Below are 18,215 nucleotides of genomic sequence, written 5' to 3' on the forward strand. Positions count from 1 at the left end.
CCCCGCCAAAGAAGGTTTCCGCTTCAGCGGGGATCCCATTACCGATGAGTGCCGGTCGACACGCGCTCATAAGGCTGCCGAACGATGTGGCCGCCGAGGCTGCCGAACATCAGTTCGATCCGGTCGTAGCCGCGATCGATATGATGGACTTGCTCGACCGTCGTGCGGCCGTTCGCGGCCAGGCCGGCGATAACCAGCGCAGCTCCTGCCCGAAGATCGGAAGCTTCTACGGTCGTTCCGTACAATTCGGGAACTCCCCGGATAAAGGCCGTGTTGAGATCGAGGCGAATATCCGCCCCCATCCGGCCCAATTCGTCCACATGCTTGAAGCGGCCTTCGAAGACGGTCTCCTTCACGACGCTGACCCCGTCCGAGATGGCGAGCAGAATCATGAGTTGAGCCTGCAAGTCGGTTGGAAAAGCAGGGTATGGCGACGTTACGACCCGATCCACCGAACGCGGTCTCGAGCGAGAGACGACTCTCATTATATCATTCTCGACGTCGATATGAATACCGGCCCGCCTCATGACGTGGATCAGGGAGGTCAGATGGCCCGGTCTCGTTCCGACGAGAGTCACGTCGCCGCGAGTCGCCGCAGCGGCTACCATCACGGTCCCGGTCACGATGCGGTCGGGAATGATCTCGAAGTCGCAGCCGCCGAGCGCGCGAACGCCGTCGATGACGATCGTATCCGTCCCCGCGCCGGACACCTTGCCCCCCATCGCGTTAAGGAACCGCTCCAGGTCTTGAATCTCCGGCTCGCGGGCGGCGCCGACGATCGTCGTTCGCCCAGAGGCGAGCACGGCGGCCAGCATGATGTTCTCGGTCGCGCCGACGCTCGGGAAGTCAAGGATGATCTCCGCTCCGATCAGGCGCTTCGCCTTGCAGACGATGCGGCTGCCGGTCTCCCGGATCTCGGCGCCGAGCGCCTGAAGCCCGCGGAGATGAAGATCGATCTTGCGCTCGCCGATCGCGCAGCCTCCCGGCTGGTACACCTCGACCTCGCCGAACCGGGCGAGCAGCGGCCCCATCAGGAAGACGGAGGAGCGCATCTGCCTCATCAGACTCTCCGGCACGTGAGAAGAATAAGCGGTATTGCTCTGGACGGTGACGACATCGTCTTGCTGCTCTGCACGGCAGCCCAGGTCTTGCAAAATATTCAGCATCACTTCGATATCGAGCAAGCGAGGTACATTGCGAATCGTTACCGTTCCTTCGGCCAGCACGCTGGCGGCCAGAATCGGCAGGGCGGCATTCTTGGCTCCGTGGATGCGTATGGTGCCCGAAAGCGGCTTCCCGCCTTCAATCACCAATTTGTCCAAGGGATTCACCTCCGGATTACCGCTCACCCATCAGGAGTACCTCCGGCACCAGTCGGATTCCGAATTGGTCTTCCACTGCGCTCTGAACCCGGCGCATGAGGGTGAGGACGTCCTCGGCCTTGGCAACGCCATGGTTCACGATAAAGTTGGCATGCAGCAGGGATACTTCCGCATCGCCTTCCCGCGCGCCCTTCATGCCCGCGGCCTCGACCAGCCTGGCCGCGTGATCGCCTTGCGGGTTGCGGAATACGCTGCCCGCGCAGGCCATCTGCAGCGGCTGCGTACGCAGCCGGCGATCCTTGTAGGTCGCGAGCGTGGCGGCGATCTCCTTGCGATCTCCCTTCTCGAGCCGGAAGGTCGCTTCCGTTACGATCCCCCTCCGCTCATGAAGGACGGAATGGCGATAGGCGAATCCCATCTCCTCCTTGCCGCATGATTCCAACGTCCCGTCTTCCCAGACGATGTCCGCCGACTTAAGGATACATGACACGTCCGAGCCGTGCGCTCCGGCATTCATATAGACGGCCCCTCCTACCGAACCGGGAATTCCTCCCGCGAACTCCAATCCGGTGAGGCCTTCCTTCCCAGCCATCACGGACAGCTTGATGAAGGAATACGACGCTCCGGCCCGAACGGTTCCCTCGTCGAAGAGAACGAAGTCGAACCCTCTCCCGAGCTTAAGAACCGCCCCTCTCACCCCTTTATCGGAGACGAGAGTATTCGAGCCTCGCCCGAGCGTCGTCCATGGAACGCCATGCCGATTCAGGATACGAAGTGCGATCGCCAACTGCTCTCGGGTTTCGGGAATGATGAAGATGTCCGCAGGCCCTCCGATTTTCCAGGTGGTGTGCGGCGCCAGCGACTCTCCCAATCGCACGGCGCCGACCTGGGCTTGTTCCAGTTCCGCGGCCAACTGCTGCATGATAGTTCCCCCTTGCCCTAGATAGTCCGACGCTTCGCCGTCGTCCGTCCCGATCCGCGGGCAGCTCGACAGTCATGATCACGCTGTATCTTATGTCGATGTCTCGCGGGTGGTGACAGACGCCCAGCAGACAAGCGGCCGGTTGTCGTTATTTATTTGCAATGCCTTTGATTTGTTCATAGATGGAGCCGGCGGCAAGCGGCATTCCGAGCGCCTTCGAGGCCGCCGCCATCGCTTCTTGGCGGGCGGTGTCCTGCATGATCGCCGAGACGCTCTCGAACAGGACGGTCCCGTTCAAGTCCTTCTCGAGAATCATGACGCCGGCGCCGGCATCCGCCAAGCTCTCCGCGTTCGGCTGCTGATGGTTGTTCGTCACGTTCGGCGAAGGAATCAAGATCGACGGGACGCCGAGCGACGTGATCTCCGCCAGCGAGGATGCTCCCGCGCGGCTGACGACAAGCGACGCCGCGGACAGCACTTCCGGCATGTTGTTCAAGTAGTGGAGCGCATGGACGCGCCCCTTGAGCTTGGTCGGAAGCTCTCCCAATCGGGCAAGCGCCTCTTCATAATAACGCTCCCCGGTCACGAACACAAAGTGAACGTTCGGCAAGCTCTCCAGCCGCGGCAGCATCTCGAGAATCGCCTCGTTGAGCGCTTTGGCTCCCCGGCTGCCTCCGACCGCGAGCACGAACGGAGTGCCGTCCGCAAGCCCAAGCGACCGAAAGCCTCGGCCGCGGTCCGCCTTGGACACGGTCGAGGCCACCGGGTTGCCGGCATGAACAACGTTGCGGCGTCCGGAGAAGTGCGGCAGCGAATCCGCGAAGCTGACGGCGACGGCGTCCGCGTAGCGGCTCAGGAACTTGTTCGTCAGCCCCGGCACGACGTTCTGCTCGTGAATCAGCGTCGGGATGCCGAGCCGCGAAGCCGCGTACACGACCGGTCCGCACACGTAGCCGCCGGTCCCGACAACGGCATCGGGCTTGAATTCGCGGAGCAATTGCTTGGAGCGCCGCACTCCCTGGACAAATCGCATGACGGTCTTCACGTTCTCGATCGACAGCGAACGGCGGAAGCCGGTGATGTCGATGCTCTCGAACGGAATGCCTTGATTCGGCACGATCCGGCTCTCCAGCCCCTTGGTCGTGCCGATATACAGAATCGACGTGTCCGGTTCCCGCTCGGCCGCTTCGCGTCCGATGGCGAGCGCCGGATAAATATGGCCGCCGGTTCCTCCCCCGGTTAGCACTAGACGCATGTTCCAAGTCACCTCGAATAACGGGATAAATTAAGCAGAATTCCGAGCGCCGTCAGCAGCAGCGTCAGAGAGGAGCCGCCGTAGCTCACCAGCGGCAGCGTGATTCCCGTCACCGGCAGCAGGCCGATGACGACGCCGATGTTCATCAGCACCTGCGTGCCGATGATGCCGACGATTCCCGCCGCCAGGAAGCTCCCGAACGGGTCCGATAATGTGATGGCGGTTCGCATGCCCCGCCAGATAAGCACCAGGAACAGGACGATCAGCAGCGAGCCGCCGATGAAGCCGAGCTCCTCCGCCAGGATCGAGAAGATAAAGTCGGTCTGCGGCTCGGGCAAGTAATTGTACTTCTGGCGGCTCATGCCAAGGCCCAAGCCGACGAGCCCGCCCGGTCCGATCGCATACAGCGATTGAATCGATTGGTAGCCGGCCCCCTGCGGGTCCTGCCACGGGTCCAGGAACGCCGTAATCCGGGCAAGCCGGTACGGGGCGGCGGCGATGAGGCCGACGAAGCCGGCCACGCCGATCAGGCCGAGCCCGGCCAGGTGAGTCGCCCTCGCCCCCGCGACATAGATGACGAGCAGCGAGGCGCCGATCATAACGGCTCCCGTGCCGAGGTCCGGCTGGAGCATGATCAAGCCGAAGGCGGTGCCCAGAATCGCGAGCGGCGGCAGCAGCCCCCGCGTGAACGAGTTCAATTCGTGCTGGCGTTCGGACAGCAGCCGGGCCAGGAACAGGATCATGGCCAGCTTCATGAATTCGGACGGCTGAATGCCGAGACTCCCGATCCCCAGCCAGCTCCGCGCGCCCCCGCGCACGACGCCCACCCCCGGAATCAGCACAACGATCAGCAAGGCGAAGCAGACGAGGAGGCCCGGCAACGCCCATTTTCTCCAGCGGCTGTAGTCGATGTTCATCATCGCGAACATGGAAGCGACGCCGATGCCCGCGAAGATAAGCTGCCTCTTGACGTAGTAGAACTTGTCTCCATAGTCGTGGAAGGCCGCTACGGCGCTCGCGCTATAAACCATGACGACGCCGATGGCCAGGATGCCTAACGTCGCGACGATCATCCAGATATCGGGGGTGGTGCGGGATTTGACCATGGAACCGAACACCTCGCGTGACGAAGAAGTGGGGACGAGCCCCCTTCTTACAGCGTATGCGCCGATTCCTTAAAAATGCGGCCGCGAACCTCGTACGATGGAAACATGTCCCAGCTCGCGCACGCGGGAGAGAGGAGAACGGTATCTCCCGGCGAGGCGAGGGCGGCAGCTTCCCGAACGGCAAGGCGCAGCGTATCGGCGGCATCACCCACAGGTTCGACGACTTTGATGTCCGTTAAACCGGCAAGCTCCGCAACCTTGCGAATCTTCTCCCGCGTCTCGCCGAGAAGAACGATGCTCTTCACGCGGTCCCGCAGCAGAGGCAGCAGCTCCATGTAGTCGGAGCCCCGATCGAGCCCCCCCGCGATGAGGACAAGCGGCGCCGGCAGCGAGAACACCGACATCGTCGTCGCCGTCGCATTCGTCGCCTTGGAGTCGTTGTAATACTTGACGCCGCCGAAGGTGCCCGTATATTCCAGGCGGTGCTCGACGCCCCGGAAGCTCTCCAGCGGCTCCGTCAACTGCTCGGGCGCAGCGCCGGCCGCCAGGGCGATCGCAATCGCCGCCAGCGCATTCGCCGCGTTATGCCGCCCCGGGATGCCGAGCCGCTCCACCTGGACGATCCGGCGTTCGCTGCCGTCTCCGGGACGGTATACGATCCAGCGCTCCTCGACTGGGAAGGACGGCGTCGATGGCGACGATGGAGATGACGGCGTCGATCCGGGCCCTGCGTCCGAAGAGCCGGGCAGCGGGTACGCCGGATCGACGAACAGCCCGGTCTCGAGCCGGCTCACAAGCGAGAACGGCAGCTTCCTCGCGCGGAACGATTCGGACAGTCGACGGACGACCGGGTCATCGGCATTATAAACCGCCCAATCCTCCGCCGTCTGATTGGCGAACAGCCTCGCCTTGGAGGCGACGTAGTCGTCCATCGTGCCGTGGTAGTCCAGATGCGTCTCCGCCAGGTTAAGCAAGCAGGCGACGCGCGGCTTGAAGCCCGCCGTCCCCTTGAGCTGGAAGCTGCTCAGCTCGGCGACGAGCCAGCCGTCCGGTCCGATCTCCTCCGCCGCATCGCAGAGCGGACGGCCGATGTTGCCGGCCACGATCGGGGACAAGCCGGCCGCCGCCAGCAACTCCCCGGTCCAGGTCGTCGTCGTTGTTTTGCCGTTCGAGCCGGTAATTCCGATGATCGGGGCCTTGCTGAGGCGCCCCGCCACTTCGACTTCGGTGACGACCTCGACGCCGAGCGCGGCAGCGGCCGCGAGCGGCGAAGCGGAATACGGGATGCCCGGATTCTTGACGACCAGGGCAACATCCTCCGTCACCAGATCGTCCGGATGAGCTCCGCATACAACAGAAATGCCCAAAGCCTCGAGTTCCTCGGCTTCGGGACATTGCTCCCGCGGCTTGCGGTCGTTCACGACGACCGCAGCTCCCGTCTTATGGAACAGCTTGGCGGCGGCGACGCCGCTGCGCGCCAGCCCGAGAACGACGATCCGGCGGCCTTGATAATCCTCTAATGGTCTCATGTCTCTATAACCCCTTGTACAGTATGAAGCCGAGTACCGCAAGCGCCAAGCCGGCCGACCAGAACACCGTCACGACCTTCCACTCGGACCAGCCGACCAGCTCGAAGTGGTGGTGGATCGGACTCATCTTGAATACCCGCTTGCCCCTCGTCTTAAACGAGGTCACCTGAATGATGACCGACAGCATCTCGATCACGAACACGCCGCCGATCAGAATAAGCAGCAGCTCCGTCTTCGTCAGAATCGCGACGGCCGCGAGGCCGCCTCCGATGCCGAGCGAGCCGGTGTCGCCCATGAACACCTTCGCCGGGTGGGCGTTGTAGACGAGGAAGCCGAGCACCGCCCCGATCATCGCCGCGGAGAAGATGGCGGACTGCGACTGCGCCGCCTCGAGCGCGATCAAGGCGTAAGCCCCGAACGCCAAGGCGCTTGTCCCGGACAGCAGGCCGTCCAAGCCGTCGGTGAAGTTCACCGCGTTGCTCGATGCGAAGAAGACGATCACGACGAAGACGTAATACCCCCAACCGAGTTCAAGGGAACCGTCGATGCCGGGGAAGCCGATCGCGGTGCTGTGCCCCATCCGGTGCAGCAGCACGCAGAAGACGATCGAGACGATCAGTTGCCCGGCGAGCTTCTGCTTCGCCGTCAGGCCAAGCGAGCGCTTCATGACGATCTTGATGTAATCGTCCATGAAGCCGACGAGGCCGAAGCCGAGGCAGGCGACGAGAATCGCCCAGAAGGCGAGCCCGCCGTCCGCGAACTTCAAGTAGCTGAGCGTCAGCGCCAGCAGAATGATGATGCCGCCCATCGTCGGCGTTCCCGTCTTCTTCTGGTGCGACTGCGGCCCCTCCTCGCGGACGGTCTGCCCGAACTTCATCCGGCGGAGAACGGGGATGCAGACCGGACCGAGAAGGGTTGCCAGAACGAAGGAGACTCCCAGCGTCCATAACGTAGAAGAATAGTCCATCTTACCCCACGACTCCTTTGTGCAAGGCGGACACGACTTGCTCCAGCTTCATGCCCCGCGAGCCCTTCACGAGCACGAGGTCGTTCGGCGCAAGCTGCGCAAGCAGATCCGCGATCAATTGTTCCTTGTTGTCGTAATGCGTCACCGCTCCCTCGGGATAGAGCGGCGCGGCCGCGCCGGCGAGATGCGCCGCGAGCGGGCCGTATGCGAGCACGGCTTCCGCCTGCCCGGCCCCCAGGTAACGGCCGATGCCCGCGTGCAGCTCCGCCTCGTCCGGCCCCAGCTCCAGCATGTCGCCGAGCACGGCGATACGCCGGCCTTCGGCCGGCTTGAGGCTCGCGATCAGGTCGATGGCGGCGCGGACGGACGTCGGGCTCGCGTTGTACGCGTCGTTCAGGACAACCGCGCCGTTCCACGCCTTCGTCCGCTCGATCCGCATCCCGGTCATCGGCGCGATACGCAGCCCTTCCGCGATGGCTTGGCGCGAGAGGCCGAGCAATCTCCCCGCCGCGATCGCGGCGAGGGCGTTCATCGCGTTATGCCGGCCGGGAACCGGAATCGCATAGCGGAAGCCCGCTTCATCTTGCGGTTCGCCTTGCGGTTTGTCTTGCGGTTCATTTTGGGCTTCGCCCAACAGCGTGAATTCGCCGCCGTTATCCGTCGCTGCCGCTTCGCCGAGGCGAAGGTCGCAAGCCTCGCCGGCCCCGAAGGTAATCCGGCGAATGTCGGCGCGAAGAGGCGATGCCTCCAGCTCCTCCGCCAGCAGCGGTTCGTCCCCGTTGTAGATCAGAACGCCGCCGTCCGCGAGTCCCTCCGCGATCTCCAGCTTGGCCTTCGCGATGTTGCGCCGCGAGCCGAGCTGCAGCAGATGGGACTCGCCGACGTTCGTAATGATGGCGATGTCCGGCCTTGCGATCTTCGTCAGCAGCGAGATCTCCCCGAAGCCGCTCATCCCCATCTCGAGCACAAGCGCCTCCGTATCCGCCGGCGCCCGCAGAATCGTCAGCGGAAGGCCGATATGATTATTGAAGTTCCCTTCCGTCTTCACGACCTTAAGCGACATCGCCAGGACCGAAGCCGTCAAGTCCTTCGTCGTCGTCTTGCCGTTGCTGCCCGTCACGCCGACCACCTTGGCCCCAAGCCGGTCGCGATAGCTTGCGGCCAGCCGCTGCAGCCCTTCCAGCGTGTCGCTTACGACAATAAGCGGAAGCGTCGTGCCTTCGGGCCGCTCCCTTCCCGCCTGCCACAGCGAAGCAACGGCCCCTGCCGCTTCCGCGGCAGCCAGATGATCGTGCCCGTCGAACCGTTCGCCGACGAGCGGAACGAACAGTTGCCCCGGCCGCAGCGTCCTCGTATCGGTGGACACTCCGCTTGCCGCGAGCGATCCCGCTTCCTTCTCCCCCGTGAACAATTCAATAGCCCCGCACCAGGCGGACACTTCCCGCAACGCGGCTTGCATCACTTCGCTCCGCTCCTTATCGCGGCTGCCGCCACGAGGCGGTCGTCGAAATCATGGGTGACGCCGCCGATCAATTGGTAGGTCTCATGACCTTTGCCCGCTATCAATACTACATCTCCCGGGCTTGCCATTTCAACCGCTTTATGGATAGCCGCGGCGCGATCGGGCTCCAGCTCGTACCGGGATTCCGCGACGCCCGCTTCAACGAGTCCGGCCTGGATGTCGCGCAGAATCGCGAGCGGGTCCTCCGTTCTCGGATTGTCGCTCGTCACGAGGACATGGTCCGACCACTGCGCCGCGATCTTGCCCATGATCGGACGCTTCGTCCGGTCGCGGTCGCCGCCGCAGCCGAACACGCAGATGACGCGGCCTTCCGCGATCTCGCGCACCGTGCGAAGCACGTTGTCGAGCCCGTCGGGCGTATGCGCGTAATCGACAACAACGGCGAACGGCTGCCCCTCGTCGACGGCTTCGACGCGCCCCGGCACGCCCGGCACCGCTTCGAGGCTGCCCGCGGCCTCCTCCAGCGGAATCCCTTCGCAGATCGCGGCGGTCAGCGCGGCCAGCGCGTTATAGACGTTGAACTTGCCGACAAGCCGGAGCTGAACGTCCCGATCCCCGAGGAACGTATGCAAGCGGAACGAGGTGCCCCGGCTCGTGACGCGCACGTTCGAAGCGCTCACCATCGCCTCGTTCTCGACGCCGTACGTGACGACCTCGGCCGCCGTCAGCCGGGCGAACCGCTTCGATGCCGCGTCGTCCGCGTTCAGGATCGCGTAGGTTCTCTCCTCCGGAGATTCGGGGTACGTGTTGCCGAGCCGCGAGAAGAACAGCCCTTTGGCGTCGGCATAGGCTTCCATCGTGCCGTGGTAGTCCAGGTGATCCTGCGTCAGGTTGGTGAAGATCGCGGTGCGGAACCGCGTTCCCTTGACCCGGCCTTGCTCGAGCGCGTGGGAGCTGACCTCCATCACCACCCGCTTCGTTCCCGCGTCCAGCATCTCCCGGAACGTCCGCTGCAGCTCGAGAATGTCGGGCGTCGTGCCGGACATCGGGAAGCTGCTGCCCGCGTACCGCTTCTCGATCGTGCCGATCACCCCGGGCTTCGCTCCGGCGTCGGCGAGAATTTTCTCAATGAGGTAGGTTGTCGTCGTCTTGCCGTTCGTCCCGGTCACTCCGATCGGCCGCAGCTTCTCCGACGGATGGCCGAACCAGACGTCCGCCAGAATGGCGAGCGCCTGCCGGACATCCGGCACGACGACCTGCGCGGCGGCAACGTCGAGCCGCTTCGATACGACCAGGGCGACCGCCCCGCGCTCCAGCGCCTGCGGCGCGTAATCGTGGCCGTCCACCGTATGTCCCGGCAGGCAGAAGAACAGTTGTCCCGGCTTCACCTTCCGCGAGTCCGCTTCGATTCCTTGAATGAGCAGCTCGTCGTCGCCGATAACGGCGGCAACAAGCAGATGGCCCGTCAACTCGCGTAATTTCATCGTCCTTCGTCCTCCTTCAACGCACACACATTATCCTCATTATCTTCCAACCCATCCCCCTCTACAAGGGGATACGACCTCTTTGGCTCAAAATGAATCTTTTTTAACCGTTGCAGGCGCGGGAGCGCGGAGTTTCGGGAAGCGCGGTCGGCCGGGCGGCGTCTTGACGGAAGCGGGAACGGCTCAATCGCCCCCCTCCGCTCCCAGGTAGATCCGAATGGTCGATCCCTTCTCGACGCGGGCTCCTGCGGCCGGCGCCTGGCGCAGCACCGTCTGCCCCTTGCCCGAAGAGGAGAGCTGGAAGTTCATGTTCATGTCCTCGTACAAGTCGGACACCGTCTTGCCGATGAGGTTCGGCACGGTTACGAGCGGAACGTCCGGGTACTTGTATTCCTTCGGAATCTGATCCTTCCTCGGCTCGACTCCGAGGTAGGGCAGCGCGTCCGCCATGATGCCCTTGACGACCGGAGCGGCGACGACCCCGCCGAACTGGATGCCCTGCGGGTTGTCGATCGCCACGTACACGATCAGCTTCGGGTCGTCCGCCGGCGCGAAGCCGATGAACGAGACGATGTGCTCGCTGGCCGAATACCTGCCGTTCACGACCTTCTGCGCCGTCCCGGTCTTCCCTCCGACCCGATAGCCGTCGAGGAAGGCATTGCCGCCGGTGCCTTGGGCAACAACGCTCTCCAGCGCCTCCCGCACCTGCTTCGACGTCTCGGGCGAGATGACCTGCCGGACGAATTCCGGCTCGAACTGCTGCATCACCATGCCGGTGTCCGGATGAATCCATTCCTTCGCCACGTGCGGCTTATACAGCTTGCCGCCGTTGATCGCCGCCGCCACCGCCGTAATCTGCTGGATCGGCGTGACGGAGACGCCTTGACCGAACGACGTCGTCGCCAGCTCCACGGGGCCGACCTGATTAAGCTTGAACAGGATGCCGTTCTCCTCGCCGCCCAGATCGATGCCGGTCTTCTTGCCGAAGCCGAAGTTGTTGATATACTCGAACAGCTTCTCCTTGCCGAGCCTCTGCCCGAGCGTAACGAAGCCCGGGTTGCACGAATTCTCGACGACCTCGAGGAACGACTGGCTCCCGTGTCCGCCCCTCTTCCAGCAACGAAGCTTCGCTCCCGCCACCTCGATCGATCCGGGATCGTAGAAGTGCTCGTTCTTCAGGTCGACCTTGCCCTCCTGAAGCGCCGCCGACAAGGTGATGATCTTGAACGTGGACCCCGGCTCGTACGTCATCCAGATCGGCAGGTTCCGGTTGTACACCTCGGGCTCCGCTTCCTGGTACTTGTCGGGCTGGAACGTCGGCCGGCTCGCCATGCCGAGAATCTCGCCCGTGTTCGGGTCCATCGCGATCGCAAGCGCGCTGTCCGCCTGGTACTTCAGCATCGCCTGATCGAGCTCGCGCTCGACCATCGACTGGATCGACTGGTCGATCGTAAGCTCCAGCGTCAAGCCGTCGCGGGGCGCCTGATACGTCTCTGACGTCTCCGGCATGCTGCGCCCCGCCGCATCCGCCAGATAGGAGATGCTGCCCCGGATGCCCTTCAGCAGCGAATCGTACTTGCTCTCGACGCCTGTCAGCCCGCCGTCGTACCCGGTAATGCCGAGAACGTTCGACGCCAGCGAACCGAACGGGTAATACCGCTTGCTGTCCTCCGCGACGACGATGCCCGGCAGGCCGAGCCCGCGAATCTGTGCGGCCAGCTCGGTCGTGATTTTGCGGCCTCCCGGCTGGAGCGCGACATCCTTCGATTTCTTCGACAGAAGCGTGACAAGCTTCTCCTCCGTCATGCCGAGCAGAGGAGCCAGCTTCGCCGCCGTCCCCGCCTTGTCCTTCACCTGGACGGGAATCGCATACACCGTCGGCGAGCTGATGTCGTAGGCGAGCTTCGTCCCGTTGCGATCGACGATCTCCCCTCGTTTGCCCTCGAACGGAATGAGCCGCCGCCACGAGTCCTCCGCCTTGGCCGACAGCTCGCCGCCGATCCAGAGCTGCACGTAGCCGAGCCTGACAATCAGCGCGCAGAAGCCGATAACGACGGCAACCAGCACGAAGAACAGCCGTCTCCGCACCGTCACTTGCGATATTTTTTTCAAGCCTTCTCCCTCCTCACCGGAACGCCGGGCTCCCAAATCGCGGAAAAGCCTGGAACAAGCCCATTCCTATCCATCAGGAGCCTTGAACTAGTCCTATCCTAATAGTTCAAGCTATTCCGGGGGGAGAAGCGTTAGAACCCGAGGGTCGTCCCTTCGGGAGGGGCGACGGCAAACGAGAGGCCGCCTCGCGCGGCCGATCCCGACCGATTCGAGGCGGCCTCCGCCGCTAGGCTTGCCCACGCACTAGCCGCCTTCGCTCTCGCCCGCTTCGCTCTCGGCGCCCTCGTCCTCCGAGTCCTCTGCCTCGTCGCCCTGCGCGCCATCGCGCTGGGCCGCGAGCGCTTGGAGCGCCGCCTCCTCCTGCCCGGGAGGAGCAAGGGTCAGCGTGATGACGGTCTCGCCGTTCGCCTTGCCGACTTGCTGTGCGACGACGTAGCCTTCGCCGTTTGTCAGGCACTTCGCGCCGAGCAGCGAGCACATCTCGAGCGCGTCGCGCAGCGACATGCCGCTCAGGTTCGGCACGCTGTTCAGCGTCTTCTCGGTCAGCAGATAGATCCGCTGCGAAGACGGAATGACGCTGTTAGCCTTCGGAAGCTGCTGCAGCACCTTCGCTCCCTTGCCGAGCACCTCTGCGTTCAAGGAGCGGCCGGACATCTCGCTTGCCGCTTGCTCGGCGGTCATTCCCGTCACGTCCGGCACGCTTATCGTCACCTCGGCCGCTTCCGCCGAGTCTTCCGCGTCCTTGCCTTCCGTCTCCACATCGTCCAGGTTCGGCTGAATGCCGAGATGACGCAGCGCCTGCTCCATGATCTCCTTGAAGATCGGAGCCGCGACCGAGCTGCCGCCTGCGAGCGGGATGTCCGGCTGGTCGACCAGAATGTAGAGAACGATCTTCGGGTCCTCGACCGGCGCATAACCGATGAAGGAGACGACGTACTTGTCTTCGGAATAGCTTCCGTTGACGACGACCTGCGCCGTGCCGGTCTTGCCCGCGATTCGGTAGCCGGGGATGTAGGCGTTGCGCCCCGTCCCGATCTTCGTATCGCTGACGACCTGCTCCAAGTACTCGCCGACCTGCTTCGACGTGGCCTCCGAGATGACCTGACGGATCACCTTCGGCTCCGTCACCGTCTTCTCCCCGGTCATCGGGTCGGTGATCGACTTGACGATGTGCGGCTGCATCAGCTTGCCGCCGTTGGCCACGGCCGCAACCGCCGCCACCTGCTGAATGGGAGTTACCGTCACCCCTTGCCCGAACGTTGCCGACGCGAAGTCGCGGTTCCAGGTCAGCGAGGTTTTGCCAAGCACTTCGCCTTGCAGCTCGATGCCCGTCTTCGCGCCGAAGCCAAAGCTGTTGATGTACTGCGCGAACTTCTCCTTGCCCAGCATCTCGTAGCCGAGCTTGACGAAGGCGACGTTGCTCGAACGCTTCAAGCCTTCGAGATACGTAATTGTCCCCCAGCCGCTGTAATTGTGGTCGTGAATCGGCTTGTCCTTGCTTGAGATGCTGATGCTGCCCGACTTGTAGCTCGCGTTCGGATCAAACAAGCCTTCTTCGACCGCAGCCGCCAGCGTCATGATCTTGAACGTCGATCCCGGCTCGTAGACAGATTGGATCGCATTGTTCTTGAAGGCCTCCTGGTTGCTGCTGTAATCCCAATAGGCGTTCGGATCGAAGTTCGGCAGGCTGACCATGCCGAGAATGTCCATCGTCTTCGGATCGGCCGCGATCGCGGTGATCGAGATCGGGTTGTATTGCTTGTACGCTTGCTGAAGCGCCTGCTCCATGTAATACTGAATGTCCCGATCGAGCGTCAGCGCGACGTCCTTGCCGTCCACCGCCTGCTTCACGTCGACGACGCCGCCCGCGAGCTGCGTGCTGATGCCGTCCTTCTCGTACGTGATATGGCCGTCTTCCCCGCGCAGCACCTCGTCGAGCGTCTTCTCGAGCCCGATGATCGCGTTGCCGTCCTTGTCCTCGTAGCCGAGAATCTGCGAGGCGAGGCTTTTATTCGGATAATAGCGCTTCTGTTCTTCATTGAAGTAGATGCCGACGTCCTTCTGGTTCGTCAGCTCCCTCATCTCGTCGCGGAACGCCATCAGGCGCTCGGCGACCTCCTTGTCCATCTTCCAGCCTTCCGGCCGGATCTCCCGCTGGGAGTAGTACGTCCCGTCTGCCTTCTTCGCGGCGATCGCGGTGCGAATCTCGGACTCGCTCTTGCCCAGCACCAGATGAACCTTGGAGACGATCTGATCGAGCAGCCTCCACGTCGGATGGTCCTTCTCGAGCTGATTGATTACCTTCGGACTTAGCGCGAGCGTATACGAAGTCGTGTCCGCGGCCAGCACCACGCCGTTGCGGTCCGAGATCGTCCCCCGCTCATGGGGAAGCGGCTTGCTCGTGACCCATGTCTGCCTGGCCTGATTCAGCCAGAAGGCTCCCTTCGGACCAACCTGCACCCAATACACGCGAACGAACAAACCGACAAAAAGGAGGGTGATAAACCCTCCCAGAAGCAGCGTGCGCACTTTAATTCTCTTGGTCATTCGAATCACCCTTGCTTCGCTTACGGCGCAAGCGCCGTCGCGGATTGGCCGCCGGCACCCTGCACGGTTATCGCTTGGTCGACTCCTGCCTTCTCCAGGCCGAGCTCCTTGCCGATCTTCTCGACCCGGCTCGGGTCCTTCAGCTTGTTGATCTCCTGCTGGAGATCCTTCGTCAATTCGGCCTCTTGCTCGTATTGCGAGGTCGTCGTCTGAATCTCGCGATTCATCTGATAGAGTCCCGCGTAACGGTAGACGACGAGGCTCGAGACGGCCACGAACACGAACACCGTCAGCAAGTAGAGCAGCTTCTCCCCGAGCGGAATCGAACGGCGGCGCGGCCGGTTCGCGGGCGGCATCTGGGGCCGGCGCTGGGGCGGCTGCTCCAGCGGCTTCTTGTGTGCCGGGCTCATCGCCAGGTTGCCGTAGTATTGCATCGTCATTTTCCCCCTTGTTTGTTCATCTAGTCTTGCTATTCCTGCGATTCCGGCTATCTCTTCTAATCCTTCTATGCCATCTATGCCTTCAACAACGGTATGGACTTCAATACCTTCTATAACCTCTCTGCAATCCGCAGCTTCGCGGAACGAGCCCGGTTGTTCGCCTCAAGCTCCTCTTCGGACGGAACGATCGGCTTGCGCGGCGTGAGCCGAAGCTTGCCTTCGCCGCCTCCGCAGACGCAGAGCGGGAAGTCCGGCGGGCAACTGCAACTGGCGACCTCCTTCTGGAAAATCGTTTTGCAGATGCGGTCCTCAAGGGAATGGAACGTAATGACGGCGATTCGACCGCCCGGCTTGACGCATTCGATCGCCTGCTTCAAGGCGTCCTCGAACGCGCCCAGCTCGTCGTTGACCGCGATGCGCAGCGCCTGGAAGGATCGCTTCGCCGGATGCGGGCCGGTCCTGCGGGTCGCGGCCGGGATACCGGCCTTGATAAGCTCGACCAGCTCGCCCGTCTTCTCAACCTTGGCTTTGGCCCTCGCCGTTACGATCTGACGGGCGATCTTGCGAGCGAACTTCTCTTCGCCGTAATCTCTCAGAATATCGGCGATCGTCCGCTCGTCCCATTCGTTCACGATCTCTCTCGCCGTCAGCGGCTGGCTGCGATCCATGCGCATGTCCAGCTCCGCGTCATGCTGGTAGCTGAAGCCGCGGTCGGCTTCATCGAGCTGCGGACTCGAGACGCCGAGATCGAACAGGATTCCGTCGACCTGGGGCACGCCGTTCGTCTCGGGCACCCCCGCCCCTCTCAGCGCTTCGGTCAAGTTCCTGAAGTTGCTTCGCACCAAGGTGACGACTTCTCCATAGGGAGCAAGCCGTTCCCGCGCATGGGTCAAAGCCGTCTCGTCCTGGTCCAGTCCGATCAAGCGGCCCGGAGGCTCGAGCATGGAGGCGATTCGTTCGCTATGTCCCGCTCCTCCCAACGTACAGTCGACATAGATGCCGTCCGGACGGACGCGCAAGCCTGCGACCGATTCTTCCTTCAGCACGGTAATATGGTGGAACATCTTCGGGTCCTCCCGGCAACCTCTCGGGGTCGTTCTTGGTAGTCTTCTTTATTTATTCGGCAATGTGTAAACGGCGGTCATGCCCCAACGGGGGCGAAGGCGAGCATTGCGCCTCAGAAGTTGAAGTCGAAGTCGACAAGCTTCTCGGCGATCTCGTTGAAGGAAGTCTGCGATGCATCGTTGTACGCGTCCCAAGTCGACTTGTCCCAGATCTCCACCCGGGTGGACACGCCGATGACGACGCAGTCTTTCTCCAGCTTGGCATAGTCTCTCAAGTGGCCTGGCACATTTACCCTTCCCTGTTTGTCCCACTCGCATTCCGACGCTCCGGAGAAGAAGAACCGGGTGAAGGCGCGAGCATCGGACTTCATCAGCGGGAGCTGCTTCAGCTTCTGCTCAAGGGCGTTCCATTCTTCGCGAGGGTAGACGAACAAGCAATTGTCGAGGCCGCGGGTGATGACGAAGTCGGAACCGAGGGCTTCACGGAACTTCGCGGGGATGATAATTCTGCCTTTATCATCGATTGTATGCTGGAATTCCCCAAGAAACATCGGCCCGCTTCACTCCTCTCCACACTTCACCACTTTCCCCCACTTTAAACCACATGGTTTGAATTATTCGCCCCATAAAATAAAAATCCTGCTCCAGGAGCAGGATTCTCGAAAAAATTATTTAAGTTGCTTAAATACCCGAACAATTGTTCTCCACCCATCTTCTATCGTTCTTCTATTCGTCCGTTCTTCGATCGTTCTTCGATTCGTCCTCCCCCTTATCCTCCTCTGGGACAACCGGATAGGCTGGCGAAGCCGTCGGGCCGCCGCTCGCCGCCGCTCCTGCGTTCAGAAGCCTTCTTCTCTGTTCCGCCCGCTCCCTCCGGCTGCCGCGCGAGCGCACGACTCCCCAGACGATCGGTCCGCCGATCACGATCGCGACTGCCAGCACCGGCAGAACGGCGGCGAGGAACGTCAGCAGCGCCTCCCCGATGTCGCCGAGCACGTTCGCGCTGGAGCGCATCGTATCCGCAAGCTTCGCTCCAAGCGCCTTCTCTTCCTTCTTGTCCGCAGCGGCGTCTTCCCGTTCGATCGTCTGGTACAGGCGAAGGTTAACCGTCGAATAGGCGACATTCTGGTCGATGTACCTCATCCGGCCTTTGATCTGCTCGATCTCCTCCTGCACGCCCCCGAGCTGGCTCGAGAACTTGACGAGGTCGTCCGCCTTCGTCGCCTTGTCCATGAAGGCCAGCAGCCGCGCCTCGACCGCCTGTTTCGCGCTTAAGCGCGACTCGAGGTCGACGTATTCCTCGGATACGTCGTTGCCTTGCATCTTGCGGTCGAAACCGTCGTTCGGAATGTTCTCGAGCAGCGCGAGGAAGTCGCTCAGCCCTGCGGAAGGAACCTTGATGACGTACGTGGAGCCGATCTCGCTGCCGCTCTTCGTGTCGGCGAACTGAACGATGTAACCCCCGCTTTGGAAAATCGCGTTGTTCACCGCCTCCTCGGCTGCGGTGAAGCTGTCGGCTTTGAGCACAATGTTGGCCGTATAGATCATCTTCCGGTTGTAGCCCGCATTCGCGTCCGCGATCGTGCCGATCGAAGCCCCCGCTCCGGACGGCAGCACAGTCGGGGCGACGGCGGATGAAGCGGAGTTGGAGGAAGAGCCCTGCAAGGCCATGGACGACTTATCCTCCGACGAAGAGGAGGCGTCGCCCATCGCTTCGCTGAACTGAACCGCCGTGGAAGCGGAAGACCCTTCCGCGACCGCGGCCGGAGCCTCGCTCGGCGCCGCCTGCTCCTGCATCGGCGCGGAGGCGCTGTCCCCTCTGTCCGCATCGTCGTTCGCTCCGGAGCAGCCTGCCAGAATCCCGATCAAGAGTGCCAACGCCAGCACCAACGCCAAGCCTTTGCTCCCCGTCAACCGCACTTCTCTTCTTCGCATCTCGAATCCCCCTCGTATCGTTGTCTGTCCCTTCAGACGACGGCGATTGGGGGAATGTTACAGAATTAAC

14 protein-coding genes are annotated in these 18,215 nt (G+C 62.6%); all 14 read right to left on the minus strand.

The features are described from left to right. Positions 1–38: 38 nt before the first annotated feature. The 14 genes from murA to E6C55_RS21340 all read right to left on the minus strand — a co-directional run bounded on the left by murA (position 39) and on the right by E6C55_RS21340 (position 18,145). Complete coding sequence (gene murA, locus E6C55_RS21275) at positions 39–1,322, minus strand: UDP-N-acetylglucosamine 1-carboxyvinyltransferase (RefSeq protein WP_136371840.1); 1,284 nt, start codon at positions 1,320–1,322, stop codon at positions 39–41. A 16-nt stretch (positions 1,323–1,338) separates the two neighbouring features. Next, positions 1,339–2,244 carry a UDP-N-acetylmuramate dehydrogenase gene (murB, locus tag E6C55_RS21280; RefSeq protein WP_136371841.1) on the minus strand — a complete coding sequence of 302 codons (906 nt, stop codon included), beginning with the start codon at positions 2,242–2,244 and terminating at the stop codon, positions 1,339–1,341. A gap of 148 nt (positions 2,245–2,392) precedes the next feature. Next, positions 2,393–3,499, minus strand: coding sequence for an undecaprenyldiphospho-muramoylpentapeptide beta-N-acetylglucosaminyltransferase (gene murG, locus E6C55_RS21285; RefSeq protein WP_136371842.1), 1,107 nt, complete (start codon positions 3,497–3,499; stop codon positions 2,393–2,395). An 8-nt stretch (positions 3,500–3,507) separates the two neighbouring features. Continuing rightward, positions 3,508–4,605, minus strand: a complete 1,098-nt coding sequence (spoVE, locus tag E6C55_RS21290) for a stage V sporulation protein E (RefSeq protein WP_136371843.1) — start codon at positions 4,603–4,605, stop codon at positions 3,508–3,510. Between the two features lie 47 nt (positions 4,606–4,652). Next, on the minus strand, positions 4,653–6,134 hold the full coding sequence (murD, locus tag E6C55_RS21295) for a UDP-N-acetylmuramoyl-L-alanine--D-glutamate ligase (RefSeq protein WP_136371844.1): 1,482 nt from the start codon (positions 6,132–6,134) through the stop codon (positions 4,653–4,655). A gap of 4 nt (positions 6,135–6,138) precedes the next feature. Further along, entirely contained in the window at positions 6,139–7,101 is a 963-nt protein-coding gene (gene mraY, locus E6C55_RS21300; protein ID WP_136371845.1) for a phospho-N-acetylmuramoyl-pentapeptide-transferase, read from the minus strand. A 1-nt stretch (position 7,102) separates the two neighbouring features. Continuing rightward, positions 7,103–8,560 carry a UDP-N-acetylmuramoyl-tripeptide--D-alanyl-D-alanine ligase gene (locus E6C55_RS21305; protein WP_230986791.1) on the minus strand — a complete coding sequence of 486 codons (1,458 nt, stop codon included), beginning with the start codon at positions 8,558–8,560 and terminating at the stop codon, positions 7,103–7,105. Then, the gene (locus tag E6C55_RS21310) at positions 8,560–10,047 is read right to left on the minus strand and encodes a UDP-N-acetylmuramoyl-L-alanyl-D-glutamate--2,6-diaminopimelate ligase (RefSeq protein WP_136371847.1); all 1,488 of its coding nucleotides are present in this window, start codon (positions 10,045–10,047) and stop codon (positions 8,560–8,562) included. Before E6C55_RS21310 ends, E6C55_RS21305 begins: the two co-directional genes overlap by 1 nt. A gap of 183 nt (positions 10,048–10,230) precedes the next feature. Continuing rightward, on the minus strand, positions 10,231–12,159 hold the full coding sequence (locus E6C55_RS21315; protein ID WP_136371848.1) for a stage V sporulation protein D: 1,929 nt from the start codon (positions 12,157–12,159) through the stop codon (positions 10,231–10,233). A gap of 243 nt (positions 12,160–12,402) precedes the next feature. Continuing rightward, the gene (locus tag E6C55_RS21320) at positions 12,403–14,706 is read right to left on the minus strand and encodes a penicillin-binding transpeptidase domain-containing protein (RefSeq protein WP_136371849.1); all 2,304 of its coding nucleotides are present in this window, start codon (positions 14,704–14,706) and stop codon (positions 12,403–12,405) included. Between the two features lie 20 nt (positions 14,707–14,726). Next, on the minus strand, positions 14,727–15,140 hold the full coding sequence (gene ftsL, locus E6C55_RS21325; RefSeq protein ID WP_168735791.1) for a cell division protein FtsL: 414 nt from the start codon (positions 15,138–15,140) through the stop codon (positions 14,727–14,729). A 116-nt stretch (positions 15,141–15,256) separates the two neighbouring features. Further along, complete coding sequence (gene rsmH, locus E6C55_RS21330; RefSeq protein ID WP_136371851.1) at positions 15,257–16,210, minus strand: 16S rRNA (cytosine(1402)-N(4))-methyltransferase RsmH; 954 nt, start codon at positions 16,208–16,210, stop codon at positions 15,257–15,259. A gap of 113 nt (positions 16,211–16,323) precedes the next feature. Continuing rightward, on the minus strand, positions 16,324–16,761 hold the full coding sequence (gene mraZ, locus E6C55_RS21335; RefSeq protein WP_136371852.1) for a division/cell wall cluster transcriptional repressor MraZ: 438 nt from the start codon (positions 16,759–16,761) through the stop codon (positions 16,324–16,326). A 175-nt stretch (positions 16,762–16,936) separates the two neighbouring features. Next, entirely contained in the window at positions 16,937–18,145 is a 1,209-nt protein-coding gene (locus E6C55_RS21340) for a DUF4349 domain-containing protein (RefSeq protein WP_136371853.1), read from the minus strand. Positions 18,146–18,215: the final 70 nt, after the last annotated feature.

This window comes from Cohnella fermenti, assembly GCF_004801405.1.
Lineage (GTDB): Bacteria > Bacillota > Bacilli > Paenibacillales > Paenibacillaceae > Cohnella > Cohnella fermenti.